Origin of the sequence: Methylobacterium sp. Leaf111, assembly GCF_001423285.1 — a bacterium.
In the GTDB taxonomy this organism is placed as follows: Bacteria; Pseudomonadota; Alphaproteobacteria; order Rhizobiales; family Beijerinckiaceae; genus Methylobacterium.
This window is the reverse complement of record NZ_LMNE01000004.1, coordinates 19,763-39,821: the sequence shown is the minus strand read 5'-3', so window position 1 is coordinate 39,821 and position 20,059 is coordinate 19,763. Positions and strand designations below refer to the sequence as shown.

The following is a 20,059-nucleotide window of genomic DNA, read 5'->3' as shown; positions in this document are numbered from 1 at the left end:
CGCGATCGGTCAGGGCGCCTGCCAGACCTGGCCGTGATAGTCGAACCGGTCAGGCTGGCTTGCGAGGGCGGCGAGGCCTGTCAGCGCGGGATCGTGCACGGCGATGACGCTCGTGGGGATCGCCTCCATCTGCGCCACGAAGGGGGGCTTGTACTCGAAGGCCGCGCGGAAGGCGCCGCGCCGGAGCACGTCGATGATGCGGGGCGCGATCCCGCCGCCGATATAGACGCCTCCGGTGGCCAGGAACGTGAGCGCGAGGTCGCCGCAGACGCGGCCCAGGAGTTTGGCGAACAGGTTGAGGGCGGCCGCCGCGTCCGGGTCGGCGCCGGTGAGCCCCGCCTCCGTGACCGCGGCCGGGTCGAGGCGCGGGCCGTCGGCGCCGGTGCGCAGCCGGTGCAGACCCGCATGGAGCCGGGTCAGGCCGGGGCCGGAAAGGAGAGTTTCGACGGTGATGCGGCCCTCGACCCGCTCCAGATGCGGCCACAGGGCGAGCTCGGCCGGCGAGCTCGGCCCGAAATCCACGTGGCCGCTCTCGGTCGAGACGATGACGAGGCGCCCGCCCACCGGCAACAGGGCCGCTGCACCGAACCCGGTGCCGGGCCCGAGGACGAGGCGCGCCCCCTGGTCGCCGGCCCGGCCCTCCTCCCGGTTCGGACCGATGGGCGTCAGCTCGGAGGGGCTGATCCCGGCAGCACCTGCCGCCACGGGTACGTAGTCGTTGACCACCACCGAGCGCGACAGGCCGAAATCCTGCCCGATCCGCGCGCCCTCGATCACCCATTGGGCATTGGTGAGTTGCACCGCCGGCCCGTCGACCCGGGCCGCCACCGCCAGGATGGCGGAGCGTGGGGCGGTGCCGTTCCCCTTGGCCAGGGAGGCGCGGATGGCGGCACTGGGATCGGGGTGGCCGGCCGTCTCCTCGTGGGAGAGGAGGACCGGCTTCGCCCCCGCCTCGGGGACCAGGGCAAAGCGGGCGTTGGTGCCGCCGATATCGCCGACGAGGACGGGAAATTCGAACATGCGCGTCGCTTCCGTCTGGGCCCCGGGGAACGGGGATTAGGGATCGGTCGTGGGACGCCGCTCAGGCGGCCGGCAGGGCGTCTGGGTCGATCTGTGCTCCATCGGCCCAGGCGTAGAGCAGACGGCGCACATCCTCCGGATCGATGAGGCGGCGGGACGCGATCGTCTCGGCCCCGCCGATACGGACGCTGACGCCACCGGTCTCGTTGATCACGGCGAAGGCCTTCTCGTCGGTGAGGTCGTCTCCGAGAAAGATCGCCCGGCGGCCGGCATAGGGCGGGTTTTCGGCGAGCGCCCGGATGGCATGGCCCTTGGTGGCGGAGGCGGGCACGATCTCGCCTACCGCCTTGCCGAGCTGGAGCCGATAGGCGGATCCGAGGGCGGTGGCGGCGGCCTTCACGGCCTCCTCGGCCGCGGCGGCATCGCTCGGGGTGGCGAGACGCCAATGCACCGCCACGGAGGCGCCCTTGTCTTCGATCAGGACGTGCTCGAGGGCGGTGACCGCCGCATGCAGGGCCGGCACCTGGGCCCGGAGGTCAGGGTGATCCTCGGCGGAGCCGCCCGAGACGATGCCGTCGACCCGCCGTTCGACGCCGTGAAGGCCGGCGACATCGAAGCAGGCGGGGACCAGGAAATCGTCGATCACCCCGATGGGCCGGCCCGTGACGATGGCGAGGGCGCCCCCGAGCCGGGCGCGCAGACGCTCCAGGGCCGGAGCGAGGGCGGGATCGACCCGGACCTGATCGGGCTTGGGCGCGATCTCCACCAGGGTGCCGTCGAAGTCGAGATAGAGGGCGAAGGCGGTCGGGTCGGTCACGCAGGTTGTCCCTTCGTCTGATCCGGGCCTGCGCTAGCATGCCCTGCGCCGGGGGAAAACGCGGGAAGGGGAAATCGGGAGGCCGGAAAACAGGGCGGGCGCAACACCCTGCCCTATCTGTCCGACCTTCCGATCCCTGTGAGGCAAGGTCCCGATCGCATGTGGCCCACCCCGATCCCGCCCGGCCCGAACGAGGAGAGCGTCTGGGACTACCCGCGCCCGCCCCGCCTCGAGAGGGTTCCGGAGCGGCTGCGGGTCGTGCTCGACGGCCGGACCATCGCCGAGACTGGTGCCGGATACCGGGTGCTGGAGACCAGCCATCCGCCGACCTACTACTTTCCGCCCGGCGATGTGGTGGCCGGCGTGCTCGGGTCCGCTCGCCGGGCCGGCATCTGCGAGTGGAAGGGGCGCGCCGTCCTGTACGACGTCGCGGCGGGCGGCTTTCGCGCCGAGGGCGCGGCCTGGGCCTACCCCGCCCCCACGCCGGACTTCACCGCGATCGCGGGCTACATCGCCTTCTATGCCGGTCCGATGGAGGCCTGCTTCGTCGGCGACGCGCGTGTGACGCCGCAGCCCGGCGGCTTCTACGGCGGCTGGATCACGCCCGCCATCGTCGGCCCGTTCAAGGGCGGCCCCGGCACCATGGGGTGGTGAAGCGCGGGCTGGGCCGAAAGGCATCGCCGCCGATCCAGGCCCCGTCGGACTGCCTACGCGACGCCCGGTATCCGTGCCCCCTCAAGACGTGCGGCGCAGGGTGATGCGGGTCAGCTCGGACGGGCGGCCGAGGCGCAGTGCGAAGCCGGCCCACAGGCCCGTCCCGTTGCTGACGTAGAGGGTCATGCCGCCGACCTGGTAGGCGCCGGAGACGAACCCGTTGTTGCCGCGCGCCACGAGCCGGTCCAGTCCGATGATCATGCCGCCGTGTGTATGGCCGGACAGTTGCAGCGCCACGCCGCGCGCGGCTGCCCGAGGGGCATTTGCCGGCTGGTGATCGAGGAGCACGATCGGCGCATCCGTGGGCGCACCCGCCAGGGCACCGTCGAGGTCGGGCCCCGGATGGCCGATGGCGGGCGCCGAGCGATCGGTGACTCCCGCCAGCACCAGCGCGTCGCCGCCGCGGGTCACGACCGCATGGGCGTTGGCGAGGATGTGCATCCCCATGCCGGCGAAGTGGCGCATCCAGGTCTCGACGTCGAAGAAGTATTCGTGGTTGCCGGGGATGGCCCAGACGCCGTCCCGCGCCGTCAGGTCGCGCAGCGGCTCCACGTCGGCCTGCCGGGCCGCGAACGAACCGTCGATGAAATCCCCCGTGACGAGGATCACGTCCGTGCCGAGCCCGTTGGCGCGCGAGACGACCGCCTGTGCCCAGGTCGCGGGGAACAGGCGGCTGATGTGCAGGTCGGTGAGATGGAGGATGGTGTATCCCTCGAAGCCCGGCGGCAGGTCCCTGACCGCGACCGTGACATCCTTCAGGGGCGGCACGCGCACGGCCTGCTGCACCGCGACCGCCGCCAGGACCGCGACCGCCAGGGCCGCCCCGATGCGCCAGGCGCTGGAAACCGCCCAACCGCCGCCGGGCAGGGCCGGGGATGCCAGGGCGACGGCGTCGAGCGCGAAGAGCAGCACCGCCAGCAGGATGATCGCACCGAACGCCCCGCTGAACAGCATAACGATGGGCCGCGGAAACTCGGGCGAGAAGACGGACCCGGAGGAGAGGCGGCTCCACAGGTGGTACTGCGAGGCGACCAGCAGGAGGGCGGCGAGACCGAGCTTGAGCGCAAGCGGCCAGGGCAGCGGCCAGACGCCCCGGGTGACGACGTACAGGCAGGGCAGGCTGAAGATCAGGTGGATCATGGCTGCTCCATGGACCGCGGCAGGGGCCCAGCGCAAAGTTTTCTGCTCGGCGTTGCGGAGCCCGAGGGACGCTTCGGGGTCGTCACCGACCCGCAAGGGAGGCGTTGGGAGGGAAGTGTTGGGAGGGGAGCGCCGGGCGGCCTTCGATGCGGGACGGAGCGTCGGGTGATCGCGTCGGCGTTCCGGCGCAGGCCAGGGTTTGCGCCGTCCGGCCGCGCCGCTATGCCAGGGCCGGTCGGCAGGGCTGGTGGCCAGGGACGGAGCAGGTGTGATGCACGGTGAGATCGCAAGCGAGCCGCGGGCCCTCGGGCTCTGCCCGGACCGCCTGGAGCGGATCGACGGCTGGATGCGGCGCCTCGTCGACGACGGCAAGGTCGCGGGCCTGTCGGTGATGCTGGCCCGCGGTGACCGGACGGCCTTCTTCCGCGCCCATGGCCGGGCCGACATCGCGCGCGACGCGCCCTTCGCCCCCGACACCATCGCGCGCATCTACTCGATGACGAAACCGCTGACCTCGGTGGCGGTGATGATGCTTTATGAGGAGGGCCGCTTCCAACTCGACGACCCGATCACCCGCTTCCTGCCGGAATTTTCGGATCTGCGAGTTCTCACCGGCGGCAACCGGGCAAAGTTCGACAGTGAGCCGGCCCGGCGCCCGATCACGATCCGCGACCTTCTCACCCATACCTCCGGCCTGACCTACGGTTTCATGGAGGCGACCCTCGTCGATGCCCTCTATCGCCAGAACGGCGTCGATTTCGGCGAGGCCCAGGAGGCGAGCCTCGCCGAGGTGGTGGCCCGGCTCGCCCGGCAGCCCCTCCTCGCCCAGCCCGGCGCCGAGTGGAACTATTCGGTGGCCACCGACGTCCTGGGACACCTCGTGGCCGTCGTCTCCGGCCAGGACTTCGCCGATTTCCTCCGCCAACGCGTGATCAGCCCCCTCGGCATGGTCGACACGGACTTCTCCGTGCCTGCCGACAAGCTGCCGCGCCTGGCCGCCAATTACAGCCTGTTCCGGGACCGGACGCTGAAGCTCTACGACGATGCGGTCGGCAGTCGCTTCGCCCGCCCGCCGGCGGTGGCCTCGGGCGGCGGCGGCCTCGTCTCGACCGCGTCCGACTACATGCGCTTCTGCCGCTTCCTCCTCGGGCGCGGCGAACTCGAGGGCACCCGGCTCCTCGGGCGCAAGACCGTCGACCTCATGCTGATGAATCACCTCGACGGGGACTTGGCGGCGATGGGCCAGCCGCGCTTCTCCGAGACCGCCTATACGGGGATCGGCTTCGGCCTCGGCTTCTCGGTGATGCTCGATCCGGCCCGCGCCCAGATCGTCGGCACGCCGGGCGAGGTGGCCTGGGGCGGACTTGCCAGCACCGCCTTCTGGGTCGACCCGGCCGAGGATCTCGCCGTGGTGCTGCTCACGCAGCTCATCCCCTCCTCGGCCTTGCCGCTGCGACGCGAGCTGCGCGTGCTGACCTACGCGGCCCTGGTGGATTGAAGGCCCCGGAAACGCGAACCGCCGCCGGCCCTTGGCGGGACGGCGGCGTTTCACGACCCCTCGCGCGTGCGGCGCGGGACTACTCGGCCGGTGCCGCCGCCGGAGCGGCACTCGGCTTGGCCGCCGGCTTGGGCGCAGGCGCCTTGGCCGTGCCGGTCGCGGCGGGCGCACCCGCTCCGGCGCTCGGCGCCGCCTTGGGGGCCCATTCCGCATCGGCGCGCGGGCCGCCCGGGCCGTTGGTCGGGCCGGTGAGCTGGCCCGGCACCACGTCGTTGACCCGGTTCCAGGTCTGCGAGCCGCAGAGGAAGCCGAGGAGGCAGCCGCGCACCGACAGCTCCGTCGGCTGGTCCGACCACATCGTCACGTCGTAGAACTTGCCCTCGTCGGCGTTGTAGATCTTGCCGCCGTAATGGCCGTCCGGCTGCGGCTTCAGGCCCATGATCAGCTGAAGGCCCAGGGAGGGACGGGACTGCTTCTTCGGATCGGGATTCTTGAAGTCGATGCGGGGCTGACCCTGGTCGTTCAGGGGCACCTTCAGCCAGACGACGTAGCCGCACAGGTTGGTGTTCTGCGGGCCGCACCTCTCGGTGCGGATGCGGGCGCGCCCATCCTCGGTGAGCCAGGTGCCGCTGGCATCGTTGGGGGCGGCAGCCAGTGCGAGGCCCGGCAGAACGGCGGCAACGAGCCCGGCCAGGGGCGCCAGCCGGCGCGCGGCGCCCGCCATGGTGGATCGATTCGTCATGCTTCCAACAACCCTCATGCGCTCGCCCCGTGGCGATCCGCCCTCGTCCGCAGGACGGCAAGCGCTTGTCACGTGATGCCTCGCCATCCGACGTGAAGGTGACGGGATCATGGCCGGCATGCACCGAATCCTGCAGATTCGTCGTGACGACGTGGCCTTATCTTCGTGGCCGAGCCCGGCCGAGGGCGAAGTCTTGATGTTCGCTGGATCGTGCCGGGGTGCCACGGCGAACCGGCCCTTCGGCCTCTGGCGCGGAGACGGACTGCCGGCGCCCGCGATCGCCGGCCGTGCCGCGAACGATCCGCCGGGGACCGCGTTTACGGCCGTGCTTCTCGGGGATGGCGGACGACGTGATGGCGGATGGATCGGTCGGGATGGGTCGGCGCCTCGAAGCGGCGGACATCCGTCTCGGCGTCTCTCTGGCGCGCGCCAAGGACACCCGCCGGGTGCGGGCCCTGGCGGCGGCCAGCGAGGCGGGCGGCTGGAAGTGGCTGCTGGCGCTCTCCAGCGGAACCCTCGCCCTCGGCGTGCTGCGGCGGGACCCGCGTCTGGCCGAGGCCGGCCGGCACATGCTCCTCGCCGGAATCCTGGCGGCGGCCACCAAGACCACCGTGAAGCGGGTCGTGCACCGGACCCGGCCCAACGTGCTGATGGATGAGGGCCTCTACGAGAAGGGCTGGTTCGGGCCGAATGTCGGGCCGTGGCAGTCGTTTCCGTCGGGACACTCGGCCCTGAGCGTCGCGGTGGCGACGGCGGCCGGCCGGGCCTATCCCGAGATCCGCGGCGTCGCGACGGCGGCGGCCCTCGGGGTCGTGGCCGTCCAGGTCCTGCGTGGCGCGCACTTTCCGGTGGACGTCGCCGCCGGGGCGCTGATCGGGCTTTCGGCCGAGGCGGTGGACCACCGGATCGCCCTCGGGCGGGACGGCGTCGCCGGTCTGGCGGCGCGCGGTATACCCGGATGATCGCGGCGAGGTCGCGCGGCATCGCGTGCCGGGAACGCCGCGACGCGACCTCCGGTTGACGCGGCATTCCATCGGAGATGCCGCGTGACCGACAACCCCCTGACGACCTATCCCGGCCCGCCCTTCGCGGGCCAGCCGCAGAGCTTTCCCGGCAAGACCGACCGGATGGTGCCCGAGCCGGATCACGGCGAGGCGAGCTACCGGGGCTCGGGCAAGCTGACGGGCCAGGCGGCGCTGATCACCGGCGGCGATTCCGGCATCGGCCGGGCGGTGGCCATCGCCTTCGCCCGCGAGGGCGCCGACGTGGCGATCGCCTACCTGCCGGAGGAGCAGGCGGATGCCGAGGCGGTGGCCGGCTGGATCGAGAAGGCGGGCCGGCGCGCCCTGCTGCTGCCGGGCGACCTCAAGGACCCGGCCCATGGCCGCGACCTCGTGGCGCGCACGGTCGCCGCCTTCGGCCGCCTCGACGTGCTGGTGAACAACGGCGCCTTCCAGCAGCCGAACCAGGGGCTCGACGCCATCGAGGACGCGGTCTTCGAGGACCATTTCCGCACCAACGTGTTCGGGCCGTTCTACGTGACCAAGGCCGCCCTGCCCCACCTCAAGCCCGGGGCCTCGGTGATCTTCACCTCCTCGGTGAATTCGAAGCACCCGATGCCCTCGCTGATGGCCTACAGCGCCACCAAGGGGGCGCTCAGCAACATGGTCCTGAGCCTGGCGCAGCTGTTGGCCGAGAAGGGCATCCGGGTGAACGGCGTGCTGCCGGGGCCGATCTGGACGCCGTTCATCCCCGCGGGGATGAGCGAGGACGCGGTCAAGTCCTTCGGCAGCCAGGTCCCGTTCGGGCGCCCGGGCCAGCCGGCGGAGCTCGCCTCCGCCTACGTGATGCTGGCCTCGGCCGAGAGCAGCTACACCTCCGGCGCCCTCGTCACCGTCGCCGGGGCGATGCCGGTCCTCTGAGGGACCCTGCCGACCCCGGCCTCGGCGCCGGGGTCGTTCCGAAGTGTTCGCCGAAGTGTTCGCCGAAGGGTTCGCCGAACGGTTCGGCCGGTTCGCGCGTTCCTGTGGCCTCGGAGGGGGAGAAGCAGGATGCGCACCTGGAGGGCGATGGACCGGGCCCCGCATGACGGTCGCTGGATCATCGCGATCCACCGGTCCGACCCGGACCGCCGCGCGGTGATCCGCTGGGACCCGGCGGGCCTGGGCGATCCCCGGCCGTGGCACGTCGCCTCCTGCCAGCACAGCTACCCGGCGGAGGCCTTCACGGACTGGATGGACTTCCCCGAGTGTCCGCCCGCCGCCGCGGGCGTCGAACCCGGCACCGCAGGAGGTCACGATGGCGCGCGAAGCGATGGGTCCCCTCACCCTGGAGGTTGAGAGCTGCCCCGAGGACGCCACCCGGTACCGCTGGACCGTGCGGGAGGCGGACCAAGTGGTGCGGAGCGCCCTCTATTCCCTGCCCGACGCGGAGGCCGCCCTGCGCCAGGGCCGCGAGGCCATGGCCGAGGCGGCCGCCCTCTGCCGCGACACGCGGGGGCGCGCACCGGGTTGATCCGGCTCGACGAGGCCGTGTTCCCCGGGCGTCGGGTGCCCGGGCGCCGTGTGCCCCGTCAGGCGAGGTCCCGATGCTCGGCGAGGCCGTACTGGAGATAATGGGCGAGCGGGTCGATCCCCGCGGCGGCCACGTCCGGGTTGGCGGCGAGGTACGCCTTCGTGTCGAACAGGGCGGAGGGGTTGCGGCCCTCCCGCCAGCCGTAGGCCTCGTAATGGAGGAGCGGATTCAGCCCGGCCTCGGCCACGTCCGGATTGGCCGCCAGATAGCCCGTCGTTGAGAAGTAGGCGTCCGGGTCGCGCCCTTCGACGGCCCCGTACCGCAGATAATGCGCGAAAGCGAAGCTGTCCGGATCACCGCCGGCCGCCGCCGCCGCGCGGGCCACGTCCGGGTACTGCGCGAGATAGTAGGTGGCATCGAACGCGCCATCGAGGTGGTGGGCGGCGGGCCCCGCGGGCGGGACGGGCAGGGCCGTGCGGCCCTCGACTTGCCCGTATTCCAGGTAGTGCGCGAGGGGGTCGATCCCCGCCGCCGCGACATCCGGGTTGGCGGCCAGGTACGCCTCCGTATCGAACGCCGCCGAGGGATTGCGTCCCTCCTGCCAGCCGAACCGATCGTAATGGGTGAGCGGATCGACACCGGCCGCGGCCACGTCTGGATTGGCCGCCAGGTAGCCCGATGTCGAGAACTGAGGGTTGGGATCGCGTCCTTCGCGCCAGCCCCATTCGGCATAGTGCCGGTCGGGATCGACGCGCGCCTGCCAGACATCGCGGTTCTGGGCGAGGTAGAACAGATCGTCCACGAGGGGGGATCCGTCGGCCTCGTCGATCGTGCCGTCGGTGAAGTGAAGGCGGCCGATGCCGGTCACGTCCTGGACCGTGCCATCCGGCCCCGTCAGCACCGCCGCCCCGTTCTGATAGGTCAGGGTCGCCTGCGTGAAGGCGAAGGCGAAGGTCGCCTCCGCAGCGGGGCCGTGCGCCGCGACGGTGGTGGTGAGGGTGGCCGAGGCGGTGGCGCCGTCGCTGTCGGCGATGGTGTAGGCGAAGGAATCGGCCCCTGGGCTCCGCCCGAGATACGCGTAGCGCCCGTCGGCGCCGATCGTCAGGGCCCCGTGGGGGCTCGCGAGGGTGACGGTGCCGCCGGCCGGCACGGCGGTGGTCGCGCCGTCCTCCGTGCGCACGGCCGTGACGTGCAGGGCCGCACCGCCGAGATCGACGTCGTTCGCGAGCACGTTCCCCGTCGCGAAGGTTTGGGCGTCGAGGGCGGCCGTATCCGCCGCCGCGATCGGGGTGCCAGCCACCGTGAAGCTGAAGGCGACCGGATCGGCGGGATTGCCGGCCGCGTCCGTCGCGGTGGCGGTGAGGGTGTGGGGCCCGAGGCCGAAGGTCTGGCCCGAGGCGACCACCGTCGTGCCCTCGCGAACGGTCACCGGGTCGGTGCCGTCGACCGCATCCGTGGCGGTGGCGGCGAAGGTCACTGTCGCGCCCGCCGCGGAGGTCGCCTGGATGGTGGGCGCCGGGGCGGAAATGGCGATGACGGGTTTGGCGGTGTCGGCCACCAGGAAGCTGAAGGCGACCGGATCGGCGGAATTGCCGGCCGCGTCCGTCGCGGTGGCGGTGAGGGTGTGGGGGCCGAGGCCGAAGGTCTGGCCCGAGGCGACCACCGTCGTGCCCTCGCGAAACGTCACGGGGTCGGTGCCGTCGACCGCATCCGCGGCGGCGGCGGCGAAGGTCACGGCGGCCCCGGCCGCGGAGGTCGCCTGGATCGTCGTCGCCGGGGCCGTGACGGCGATGACGGGTTTGGCGGTGTCGGCCACCGTGAAGCTGAAGCCGACCGGATCGGCGGAATTGCCGGCGGCATCCGTCGCCGTGGCGGTGAGGGTGTGGGGGCCGAGGCCGAAGGTCTGGCCCGAGGCGACCACCGTCGTGCCCTCGCGGAACGTCACCGGGTCGGTGCCGTCGACCGCGTCCGTGGCGGTGGCGGCGAAGGTCACGGCGGCCCCGGCCGCGGAGGTCGCCTGGATGGTGGCCGCCGGAATCTGGGTCAGGGCCAGGGACGGGGCTGTGGTGTCGACGGTGAGGGTGCCGGGCATGGCCGTGGCGAATCCGGCCAGGGTGACGGGGCTGCCGTCGGTCCCGGCCAGGGTGGCGTTGGTCAGGTCGATGCCGGTGACGGCCAGGTCCTGCGCGGTCTGGCCGGGGGCCACGGTGTAGGTGAAGCGCAGGGTGCCGGTTCCCGAGCCGCCCGCATAGGCGGCGGTGGCGCCGGTGTTCAGGGTCAGCACGGGCGTGCCCGTCACGGCGACGGCGTCGGTGAACTGGACCGCGAGGGTGACGGCGGCGCCGGCCTTGAGCAGGCCGTTGCCGCCGCCGTCGATGCCGGGCCCGCTGTCCGCGATGGACTGGACCGCGATCGGGCCCGCCTGGGTGACGGCCTGGGAGACGGCGAGGCCGCGGGGGTCGACCCAGAGGGGCAGGTCGTTGTCGTCGTAGATGGCGGCGCCGATGCCGGGCTGTCCGGGCAGGGCGATGCGGGCGCCGCCCCATCCGTAGAACAGTTCGGTGGCGGCGGGGACGTCGCGGTCGAAGGTGAGGCGCAGGTGGCTGGCGTCGACGAACTCCGCCCTGGTGGCGAGCGCCTGGCTGGCGGCGGCGTTCCAGTCGGCGCGCAGGCTCCAGCCGGTGCCGGCGGCGGCGACGCTGCCGAGGGCCTGCAGGGACGTGGCCTGGTCGAACGCGACGGTGAGCAGGAGCTGGTCGGGGGCGCCGGCCACGCGCTCGGCGCGCACGACCCGGGGGCCGTCGTCGTCGATGTCGCCGGAGGCCAGCGCCAGGGGCGAGCCCGGCAGCGCCGAGGCCCGGAACGTCTCGGCGACCGACAGGGCGATCCGATCGAAGATCTGAGTCGCGTCGGCGCGGCTGAAGTGAACGCTCCCCGGCTGTCGGGTGATGCCGTGGCCATCGACGTCCATGTCGACGTCGCTGGCCTGGCGCGCGGCGTAGCCGGCGTTGAAGTCCTTGTCCTCCGTCAGCTCGGCCTGCCCGACCCGGATGGCTTGGTTCTGGACCGGCTGCGTGGACTGCACCGCGGGCGTCTGCGCCGGGAACGGAATGGCGTTGACGAACAGGTAGGGGACGGTGGCGGCATCCTGGCCGAGCACGCCGCGCACGAGGCCGGCCTCGTAGCGCACGGCGCTCTCCCACATGGCGGGCGTGAGAGCCGCGTTCTGGCTGTCGTTCTCGTTGTGCAGCCAGACGACCGCGGTCGGCGCGGCCTTCTGCGCCGCGGACCATTGCCCGATCGTGCTGAGAAGGCCGATTTCCTGGGCGTTCGCCGTCCATCCGTTGCGGTAGTCGCCGTTGACCGGGCTCAGCCAGTCGGTGAGCATCCCCGTGCCCGGCCATTCCGTGTTGGCACCGTCGGCGTTGTCGCGCGTGCCGATCACGTTGACCTTCTGGCGGACGCCGTCGAACCCGAGCTGCGCCTCGATGGCCGCCTCGAGCTTCGGCAGGTCGCCGTACAGCGTCGGGAAATAGGTGTTCGACTGGCCGCGCAGGACGACGTTGAGGACCGTGCCGGCCGGAATGGCGCCGGTCTTGTCGAGGACCGGATCCGGCGCGAACCCGACATTCAGCTGCGCGTTCGCGGCCCCGCTGGCGAGACTGCCCGTCGCGAGGGTCGTGGCGGTGGTGCCCTTCAGGCCTTCCGGGGTCGCCACGGTGACGCGGTAGCTCCCGGCCGTCGTCCCGAAGCTGTAATGCCCGGCGGCGTCGGTGACCGTGGTCTTGAGCGCGAATCCGGTGGCCGCATCGCTGAGGAGCACGCTGGTGCCGGCGAGGCCCGCCTCGCCGGGGCCCTGGCGCCCGTTCCCGTCTCCGTCGGCGAAGATCGTCCCGGACAGGCTGACCGTCGGGGGATTGTTCCGGACACCGAAGTTCTGCGACGCGATCACCGCGCCGCTGGTGACGACCTCCTTCAGCGTGGTCACGCCGCTGGTGACCTTGCCGTCCGGGGCGGTCACCGCGACCGTATAGGTCCCCGGGGCGAGGTTCTGGAAGCTGTAGACCCCGTTGGTGCCCGGCTTGAAGGGGTCCTTGTTGCTCGACGTCGTGCTGGCCAGGAGGACGCCGATGTCGTTGTACAGATCGACCGAGACGCCGTTCGTCAGCACTTCGCCCGCGTTGAAGACGCCGTTGCCGTTCGTGTCGTTGAAGATGATGCCCGCGATGCTTCCGGTCTTGTAGAACCCTTCGTCGACGGTCGTCTTCGCGTCGCTCGGGACGCTCACGTTGGTGACGAGCGTCTGGCCGTTCGCGTTCGTCGTCCCGGCGCTGCCCCGGTATCCGGCCGCGGCCGGCGTGAAGCGCATCGCGTAGGCGCCGCCGGCGAGAGCGGTGAAGGCGTAGGCCCCGGTCGCATCGGTGCGGACCGTCGCCAGGGCGGCCCCGCTCCCGTCGGCGGCGAGCAGGTCGACCGAGACGCCCGCGAGGGCCGTCTCGTTGGCGTCCCGCGTGCCATTGCCGTTGGCATCGGTAAAGACTGCCCCCGACAGCGTCGCGCCAGCCATGCCCTTCCCCCCTGATCGCTGACGACGCTTTGCCGCGTCGCCGCTTTATCAGTCTAGGGTGAGGCCTCTATTGCCTGGAGGCAATGGACTATAGTGACAAAGCGCTCTCTTTGTCGGAATCATGTTGCCATAGATCCGAAGAGTCCGGCCCATCGATCAGCACAGGCGCGTCCGGGCCTCAAGAGCAGGGCGCGAGGATGTCGGCGCGGGCGTGGAAGATCCGGCGGCGAAGATCGCGTCGCGGGGGGGGGCGCGGCGCCCCTACCCGAGCCGCGCCCTGCGCCGCAGGCGGCGCCAGCCCAGCACCACGCCCGAGAGGGCGATGGTCGCGCCGAGGCCGTTGAGGAGCCACATCACCGCGTCCCAGGCCGGGCGGGCCTGGAACAGGTTTCCGAAGTCCAGGCGGTGGGGCGCCTCGAACAGCCAGCGCTGGAGCCGGCCGCTGGCATCGAGGCGGTCGAGGAGCGCGCCGGTCTCGGGGTCGAGGTGTAGCCAGGTCGCGGCCGGGTCGTCGAAGCGCACCCGCAGCACCGGCAGCGGCCGGGTGTCGTGGTGGGGATACCAGTAGGCGTCGTAGGCGGTCAGCGTCTCGGTCGCGGCGATGCGGGCCTCCGGCCAGGCGCGGGCGGCTGCGGCGCGCAAGATCGCCTCCGTGGGCGGCGGGACCGCGACCCGGCGGCCCCGGGCATCGGCGGCGACCAGCACGGGCCGGCCGCCGACCTGCGTGAACCGGACCTCGACGATCCCCGGCCGCGCCAGGCCGTCGAGGGCCGCGCGGCCGACCGCGGCCGGGGGCCCGGCATAGGCCGCCTGCAGGGCCGCCGGGGGCGTGCGGGGCGAGAACCAGTGGTTCGGGTTCATGGAGAGCCAGCCGCTCGCCACGAAGCTGAGGAGGCTCAGGCCCCCGAGGGTGCCGAGGAGGTGGTGCCAGCGCCCGAGGCCGCGATAGGGGCTCACCCCCGCGGCGTAGGGCCGGTACAGGCGCAGGCGCCAGATCCCCAGGGCGAGGCCGCTCAGCACCCCGGCGGTGGCGAGGCCGGAGACCCACAGCACGGTGCCGCGCCAGAGTTCGCCCCGCGCCCGCAGGGGCGTGGGGTAGAACCAGTGCGGGATCGCCCCGAGCCAGTTCCACAGGCGCTCCCGGCGGGTGGTGTCGAGGACGACCGCGCCCGTGCGGGCCGAGACGTAGAGCTCGGTGCCGGCCGCGTCCCCGAGCGCCACCACGTGGAAGGGGCGCACCGGGTCGTAGCGGTCGCGCACCGTCCATGGGTCGCGGGTCACCGCCCGCACGGTGGCGCCCTCGCCGAACGACGCCCGGGCGGCCGCCCCGTCGATCTCGCCCAGGGCCTGCCCGGTCTCGGCCGAGACCACGTGCCGGGCGTCGTCGCGGGTGGTGACCTGATAGACCGGCGCCCCGCCCCGCATGGACAGGCTGAGGCCGCCGGGGGCCGGGTCGAGCCCGGCCCGGGCCAGGGCCGCGTCCGGGCCGAGGAGGACCCGGTCCCAGGCGAGGGGCGCGAGGCGGGACAGGCGCTCGGCCTCCTTCAGGGCCGGAAACGCCACGTAGAGCATCACCAGCCCCGACAGCACCCAGGCGGCGAGGAACAGCCCCGTGGCGATGCCGAGCCAGCGGTGGCCGAGGATCAGCCCGCGCTTCAGGGGCTTCAGGAAGGCCCGTTTCGGAGAGGCCCGCATCAGAACCGGACGCTGTAGGCGACCTCGACGGAGCGAGGCCGGCCCAGCAGCCAGTTGGTGCCGACCCCGTTCACCGCGTTGCCGCTGATCGCGTAGATCGTGTCGAACAGGTTGTAGGCGCGCAGCGACAGGCGCGAATCCGGCGTGACCTGGTGGTCGAGCCCGGCATTGACCAGGGTGTAGGCCGGGCGCTTCGCCTGGTTGCCGAAGTCGCTGAAGGTCTCGCCCACGTGCTGCAGGCCGACCCGGGCCTCCCAGGCCGGGGCGAAGGCGTAAGTGACCCAGAGGTTGCCGACGCGCTCCGGCACGTCGATGGGCTGGCGCCCGGCATAGGACACCACCGCCCCGCCGACCGCCTGGTCGAAGGTGTCGTACTGGGCGTGCAGCAGCGCCAGGTTGGCGTCGATGCGCCAGGCCTCGGAGAGGTGCAGGCTCAGGGCCGCCTCGACGCCGAGGGAGGATTGCTGCCCGACCTGGGTCGAGAGCGTCGGCTGGCCCGGTACCGCCGAGATCAGGTTGTCCTTGACGATGCGGTAGCCGGCCAGCGTCCACTCGGCCCGGCCGTCCCAGGCCACGCCCTTGGCGCCGACCTCCACCTGCTCGCCGGTGGAGAGCCGGAAGTTGGCGAGACTCTGCGACAGGGAGATCAGGCTGCCCACCGGATCGGTGGCGGTGGCGTACTGGGCATAGAGCGCCAGCAGCGGCGTCGGGTTGTAGACGGCGCCGAAGCGGTAGCTCAGCGCCCGGAAGTCGCGGTCGAAGGTGTTGCCGGTGACGAGGTCGGTCCGCTGCAGCACCGGCGCGTCGTAGCGCACGCCGGCCAGGAGCGAGACCTGGTCGGACAGGATCAGGCGGTTCTCGGCGAAGACCGAGGCCTGGCGCGTGCTGGTGGCGTAGGCGGGCCGGGCGCGGCCCTCGGCCGGGAACAGGCCCGGGTCGTAGGCGAAGGGATCGACGCTGGTGGTGGTGTCGAAGTAGAAGTTGTTGGTGTGCCGGAAGGCGATGTGGTTCACGTCGAACCCGGCCAGGAATTCGTTGCGGAAGCCGAACAGGGTGCCGCGGAAGGTGGCGTCGAGGCGATTCCCGATCTGCTCCTGCTGGTGGTAGATCTCGAGGTAGTCGGAGCGGTCGATCCGGCCGGTGCCGCGGTTGAAGGCGTATTGCTCCACGTCCCGCCACTGGCGCCGGCTCTGGAGCCGGTAGGCGGTGTTGCGGACCGTGACGTCGGCGCTCGGCGTCCACTCGGCGCGCAGTTGCGTCCAGTTGTCGGTCCAGAGGATCTGGGCGTCGCGGACGTTGTAGTTGTTGAACCGGAGGGCGTCGCGGATGCGCCCGTCGACGAGGGGCGTGCCCCAGTAGCGGGCCGGCTCCTGATAGCCGAAATCATGGCTCAGGGTGACGGCGAGGTCCGGCGTCGCCTGCAGGGTCAGGGCGCCCGAGACCGCGAGGTTGCGGAAGCTCCCGTCCGGGGCGATCCAGCCCTCGGCCCGGTTGCCGCTGATGTTGAGGCGGTAGGCGAGCGCCTCCCCGATCGGGCCGCCGGAATCCAGGGCCAGACGCGCCAGACCGTCCGAGCCGACCGCCGCGCGGGCCTCGTTGAGGGGCGTGAAGACCGGCTTCTTGGTGACGACATTGATCACGCCGCCGATGGCGCCGTCGCCGTAGAGCACGGAGGCCGGCCCGCGCAGCACCTCGATGCGCTCGACGTTCCAGGTGTCGAACGGGAAGGTGACGGTGCCGGCGCCCACGAACAGGCGGGTGCCGTCGTAGAGCTGCTGGATCGAGTTCGGGCCGGAAAAGCCCCGGGCCGTGAAGGCGCCGTTGCCGTTGCCCGGCGCCGCCACCGTGGTGATGCCGGTGGCGTTCTGGGTGACGGCCTCCGCCACCGTGTTCTGGCCGCGCAGCCGCGTGGTCTCGCCCGCGATCACGTCGACGCTGGCGGGGGTCTCCAGGGCCGTCAGGCCGAGGCGGCTGGCGCTGCGGCCGGGGCTGCGCAGGTTGAGCCCCTCGGCGGGCGCCGGGCCGCCCCGCCCGGAGCCCGCGACCTCCAGGGTATCCAGGGTGACGGCCGGGGGGACCTCCCGGGTCTCGGCCTCGGCGGAGATCGGCAGCAGGCCGCCGAGCAGGGCCGCCAGGGGCAGGACGTGTCGCGACGGCAAGGTCGGGCCTTGCCGCGACCCGCGCGCGTTCGCGGTTCGGGACGGGATGGGGGCGACGGGCATAGGGTAACGGGATGTGGGGTAACTGGACGTGGGGCAACCGGACATGGGGCAACCGAACAAGGGCGCGGGCATCGGTCGGGGCCGACCTGCCGTCTCCGCTAGACTGAATGTTATAACATTACAATTGGCAAGCGGGGCCCGGGGCCGGCGTGTCCGCGGCGCAGCCGTCACCGGGCCGCGCGGGGCGGCCGGAGGGAGCATGCGGGAGCAAGACTTGCGGGCGAGGACGGGCATCGACGGGACGGCTGACGCGACGAGTCGCGCGGAGTGGCACGTCACCGCGAAGAGGTCGGTCCGTTCGCGGCAAGCGAACGCCCCGACACCCACCAGGACACCCCGCCCGATGCGTTTCGCGTGTGACCACGACTGACGGCAGGTCTCCTGGCTCGCGGGTCACCGCCCTCCCATCGTCTTCCCAGGCCCGGGTCCTGACGGACCGTTCACCCAGTGACGTGTTGATGAGGAGCTCGCCGCTTACAGTTGCGGGGGCAGCCGCGGCCTCGGGCTCTCGCCCTCACCGCGTTCCCTTTTGATCCTCGTTAAAGAGGAACCGTCGCGGGTAAGCTAGGCCGTTTCCGGCGCCGCCGTCAAATCCCCCGGGGTTCGGCAGCCTGCCCTGCGAACGGGGCGACCGGGGCAGCCTCGCGCGGATCGGGGGACAAATCCCGCCGTGGAGCGTTGGCCCCGCAGGGAGAACCGGGCTGTGACGCTGTGACCGAGACTGAAGGAGCAGAGAGCACGATGTCCGAGGATGGGATCACTTTCGAGCGGATCCGCGAGCGCGCCCATGAGATCTGGGAGCGCAACCACCGCCCCGAGGGGTTCGAGGTCGAGTTCTGGCTGATGGCCGAGCGGGAGCTGCGGGCCGAGCGCGCCCGCAACGCCCCGAAGTCGGCCGCACAGGCGCAGGAGGACGCCGCCTGTCCCTGACGGCGCCGGGGACGGGCTCGGGGGCGGGTCGCCTCAGCCGCTCGCCGCCACCGCGTCGTGGTCCGCGAACAGGATCGCGTGGGTGAACGGGCCGTCGACGCGAATCGGGGCCCGGACGAGGGCCTTGACGGGGACGTCGCGGACGGCCGCCCAGGCGCGGTAGCAATTCGGTGGGATCCGTCCCCGTCCGGTCTCCAGCTGCGAGAGGACAGTGTCGTATTCGGCCCCGACCACAGTGGCGAGCGGGTGCCGGCATAGGCCGCGCGCCGCGCGCAGGGGCTTCAGGAAGCGACCGCCCTCCCGGCCCGGTTCCGACACCCCCGCCGAATCCGGGCGTTGGCGGTGAGCAGACACGTGGGACATCCCTCCTCAAACAGCATGGGGAGGGCGCGATCACGGCAGTACCGCAAATCCCTCGGAGAGCAGGACCCGGGCGCCTGATCGGAGGGCGCAGGCCCGGCCGGCGCCGCCGCGACGCCGCGGGCGGGGGCGCCGTTCGACGCGCCTGATCCGGCGGCGACCGCCGGGCTAGTCGGAAACAGTCCGGACTGCGCCGTGATCCGTGGATCGGGACTTTCCGTTCGGGAACGCTCCGTTCCCGCGTCGCCTGCGCCCGCACCGGATGTGCCGCGCGCCGTGAGGGCGCGGGCGACGCGGTCGGTGCTGAGCGACGGCTTAGCGCGCGATACGGCCCGTGCGGGCGACGGCGATCGCCTTCGGGTTCTTCATCGAGCGGTTGCTGGAGAAAACCAACGATCCCGAACCGCGTGTCGACGGGCCCGCGATCCCGCCGCGGCGGGCCGCCTTCGGCCGCGCCGTGCACGGGGTCTCGACCCTCACGATCCTGGGGCTGAGGTTCGGACTGACTCTAGCCTGGGTCGTCTTCCTGTGTTGGGTCGCTCACGGAGTGCTAAGGTTGATAATGGACTAACGACCGCAGTGCAGCTGAAATTGTGCAAAGCACAAAAGTGCTGTTTATTTCCGCTTGTGTCCTCTCAATACCTAGGTAGTCTACCTTCCGGTGTCGTTGGTGCGCAAATGCTTCTGATCTGTTTTGCCTCGCTCGGAGCTGCCGCAAGCCAGGCCGTGCGCCTGCCGGGTCTTCTGGTGATCGTATCGCTGATGGCGGTGGCGATCGGTATCGAGGGGGCCCTGGAGCAGCGTGCCCTCGCGATCGTCCTGACCGATGCGATCTGGATGCTCGTGGCGGTGGAGGCGTCCTATGTCGCGGCCTCGCTGCTCTGGACGTCCGAGGCCTCGCCCGCCGAACCCCGGAAGGCGTGAACCTTCGGGGCGTCCGGCTGAGCCGGCGCGCCCTACCGGAACGGGGGCTCGGGCTTGAGCAGATAGCGGGCGACGATCGTGCCGCCCAGCGCGCCGAGGAGCGCGCCCGATCCGCTGGCCATAGCGTCGATGACCTGCGCGGTCCGGCCGGGCACCCAGCGCTGGCCGATCTCCATGACGACCCCCAGGACGGTGAGCGGCACGCCGATCCGCCACCAGCGCAGCGCGGCACCGTATCCGAGGACGAACAGGCCGGCGGTCCCGCCATACGCGATGGCGTGCTCGACCTGACCCAGCAGGGAGGTGCGCGCCTCCCAATCCCGCGGAATCCAGGAGAGCCAGACCAGGGTTCCCACGCTCAGCCAGGCCGCCGCGCGGACGAGCCTTGAAAGGGCGGTCAGACGTGGCGACATACGTGTTCCGAACCTTTCCGATCTGTCCCCTACCCCCACGGGCCGTCCCCGGGGCGGGCGCCGGGGGCGACGGGACCCTGCCGCCGGCCGGCGCCGACGCGGGCGCGCGTTTTTCCCGATGGAGTCCGGTGCCGCTGCGCCCCTACGGGCGGTCCACGGGCCGGGTGGTCGCCCGACGGTTCGCCTTGAGAAGCTTGCCGATCACGATGCCGGCCGGGACGGACAGGAGGGTCCAGAGGCGCAGGACGTGGAGGAGGCGGAGGAAGACCATCACGCGCCCTCCCCCGCCTTCATGGCGGCGTCATACCCCGCCATCCACTGGGCGTGCGCCTGCGTGCCCTCGGCATAGGGGCAGTCCTCCCGGCGCAGGCCCTTGCCGGGGGCGTAGAACCCCAGCGCGTAGTGATCCAGGTTGTCGTCCGGGGGCTCTGTCATGGGCGGGAAGATAGGGCGCGCGGAAGGGCCTCCAAGGGCCCGACGCGTCCACGCCTCATCGGCGCGAC

At 72.0% G+C, this 20,059-nt stretch carries 18 protein-coding genes and 1 riboswitch; of the genes, 7 read left to right on the top strand and 11 right to left on the bottom strand.

The window, feature by feature from the left end; translation table 11 throughout:
- Positions 1 to 9: 9 nt before the first annotated feature.
- A complete protein-coding gene (locus ASF41_RS05780) occupies positions 10 to 1,020 on the bottom strand; it encodes a glucokinase (RefSeq protein ID WP_056491586.1) in 1,011 nt (336 codons plus the stop codon).
- Between the two features lie 61 nt (positions 1,021 to 1,081).
- Entirely contained in the window at positions 1,082 to 1,837 is a 756-nt protein-coding gene (gene otsB / locus ASF41_RS05775; protein ID WP_056491584.1) for a trehalose-phosphatase, read from the bottom strand.
- Between the two features lie 159 nt (positions 1,838 to 1,996).
- On the opposite strand from otsB, the gene ASF41_RS05770 reads away from it, so the two are divergent.
- Complete coding sequence (locus ASF41_RS05770; RefSeq protein ID WP_056491582.1) at positions 1,997 to 2,491, top strand: DUF427 domain-containing protein; 495 nt, start codon at positions 1,997 to 1,999, stop codon at positions 2,489 to 2,491.
- 81 nt (positions 2,492 to 2,572) lie between these two features.
- Here the strand turns inward: ASF41_RS05770 and ASF41_RS05765 are convergent, their stop codons facing one another.
- Positions 2,573 to 3,691 carry a metallophosphoesterase gene (locus tag ASF41_RS05765; protein WP_056491581.1) on the bottom strand — a complete coding sequence of 373 codons (1,119 nt, stop codon included), beginning with the start codon at positions 3,689 to 3,691 and terminating at the stop codon, positions 2,573 to 2,575.
- Between the two features lie 271 nt (positions 3,692 to 3,962).
- Here ASF41_RS05765 and ASF41_RS05760 point away from each other — a divergent pair, with 271 nt between their 5' ends.
- The gene (locus ASF41_RS05760; protein WP_056491579.1) at positions 3,963 to 5,189 is read left to right on the top strand and encodes a serine hydrolase; all 1,227 of its coding nucleotides are present in this window, start codon (positions 3,963 to 3,965) and stop codon (positions 5,187 to 5,189) included.
- A gap of 79 nt (positions 5,190 to 5,268) precedes the next feature.
- On the opposite strand, the gene ASF41_RS05755 is transcribed toward ASF41_RS05760, so the two are convergent.
- On the bottom strand, positions 5,269 to 5,931 hold the full coding sequence (locus tag ASF41_RS05755) for a DUF2147 domain-containing protein (RefSeq protein WP_056213487.1): 663 nt from the start codon (positions 5,929 to 5,931) through the stop codon (positions 5,269 to 5,271).
- Between the two features lie 353 nt (positions 5,932 to 6,284).
- Here ASF41_RS05755 and ASF41_RS05750 point away from each other — a divergent pair, with 353 nt between their 5' ends.
- From ASF41_RS05750 to ASF41_RS05740, 3 genes are all read left to right on the top strand, one after another.
- On the top strand, positions 6,285 to 6,893 hold the full coding sequence (locus tag ASF41_RS05750; protein ID WP_244479573.1) for a phosphatase PAP2 family protein: 609 nt from the start codon (positions 6,285 to 6,287) through the stop codon (positions 6,891 to 6,893).
- Between the two features lie 84 nt (positions 6,894 to 6,977).
- A complete protein-coding gene (locus ASF41_RS05745) occupies positions 6,978 to 7,853 on the top strand; it encodes an SDR family oxidoreductase (protein ID WP_056213482.1) in 876 nt (291 codons plus the stop codon).
- A gap of 376 nt (positions 7,854 to 8,229) precedes the next feature.
- Positions 8,230 to 8,445, top strand: coding sequence for a hypothetical protein (locus tag ASF41_RS05740; protein ID WP_056213480.1), 216 nt, complete (start codon positions 8,230 to 8,232; stop codon positions 8,443 to 8,445).
- Positions 8,446 to 8,503: 58 nt separating this feature from the next.
- Here the strand turns inward: ASF41_RS05740 and ASF41_RS05735 are convergent, their stop codons facing one another.
- The 3 genes from ASF41_RS05735 to ASF41_RS05725 form a co-directional block, all read right to left on the bottom strand.
- The gene (locus ASF41_RS05735) at positions 8,504 to 13,012 is read right to left on the bottom strand and encodes an SdrD B-like domain-containing protein (protein WP_056491577.1); all 4,509 of its coding nucleotides are present in this window, start codon (positions 13,010 to 13,012) and stop codon (positions 8,504 to 8,506) included.
- 261 nt (positions 13,013 to 13,273) lie between these two features.
- A complete protein-coding gene (locus tag ASF41_RS05730; protein ID WP_056491575.1) occupies positions 13,274 to 14,707 on the bottom strand; it encodes a peptidase in 1,434 nt (477 codons plus the stop codon).
- A complete protein-coding gene (locus ASF41_RS05725; RefSeq protein ID WP_056491573.1) occupies positions 14,707 to 16,929 on the bottom strand; it encodes a TonB-dependent siderophore receptor in 2,223 nt (740 codons plus the stop codon). Before ASF41_RS05725 ends, ASF41_RS05730 begins: the two co-directional genes overlap by 1 nt.
- Before the next feature lie 353 nt (positions 16,930 to 17,282).
- Positions 17,283 to 17,499, bottom strand: a riboswitch (cobalamin riboswitch).
- A 171-nt stretch (positions 17,500 to 17,670) separates the two neighbouring features.
- Here ASF41_RS05725 and ASF41_RS05720 point away from each other — a divergent pair.
- Positions 17,671 to 17,859, top strand: coding sequence for a DUF2934 domain-containing protein (locus ASF41_RS05720; RefSeq protein WP_056491571.1), 189 nt, complete (start codon positions 17,671 to 17,673; stop codon positions 17,857 to 17,859).
- Between the two features lie 33 nt (positions 17,860 to 17,892).
- On the opposite strand, the gene ASF41_RS05715 is transcribed toward ASF41_RS05720, so the two are convergent.
- Positions 17,893 to 18,177: an XRE family transcriptional regulator gene (locus tag ASF41_RS05715; protein WP_407067259.1), complete on the bottom strand. Its 285-nt coding sequence runs from the start codon at positions 18,175 to 18,177 to the stop codon at positions 17,893 to 17,895.
- Positions 18,178 to 18,897: 720 nt separating this feature from the next.
- On the opposite strand from ASF41_RS05715, the gene ASF41_RS05705 reads away from it, so the two are divergent.
- Positions 18,898 to 19,143: a hypothetical protein gene (locus ASF41_RS05705; RefSeq protein WP_156653210.1), complete on the top strand. Its 246-nt coding sequence runs from the start codon at positions 18,898 to 18,900 to the stop codon at positions 19,141 to 19,143.
- A gap of 32 nt (positions 19,144 to 19,175) precedes the next feature.
- On the opposite strand, the gene ASF41_RS05700 is transcribed toward ASF41_RS05705, so the two are convergent.
- From ASF41_RS05700 to ASF41_RS05695, 3 genes are all read right to left on the bottom strand, one after another.
- Positions 19,176 to 19,556: a hypothetical protein gene (locus tag ASF41_RS05700; protein ID WP_056491563.1), complete on the bottom strand. Its 381-nt coding sequence runs from the start codon at positions 19,554 to 19,556 to the stop codon at positions 19,176 to 19,178.
- A 142-nt stretch (positions 19,557 to 19,698) separates the two neighbouring features.
- Positions 19,699 to 19,827 carry a hypothetical protein gene (locus ASF41_RS26425; protein WP_280138128.1) on the bottom strand — a complete coding sequence of 43 codons (129 nt, stop codon included), beginning with the start codon at positions 19,825 to 19,827 and terminating at the stop codon, positions 19,699 to 19,701.
- Entirely contained in the window at positions 19,827 to 19,991 is a 165-nt protein-coding gene (locus tag ASF41_RS05695; protein WP_056491561.1) for an Rmf/CrpP family protein, read from the bottom strand. Before ASF41_RS05695 ends, ASF41_RS26425 begins: the two co-directional genes overlap by 1 nt.
- Positions 19,992 to 20,059: the final 68 nt, after the last annotated feature.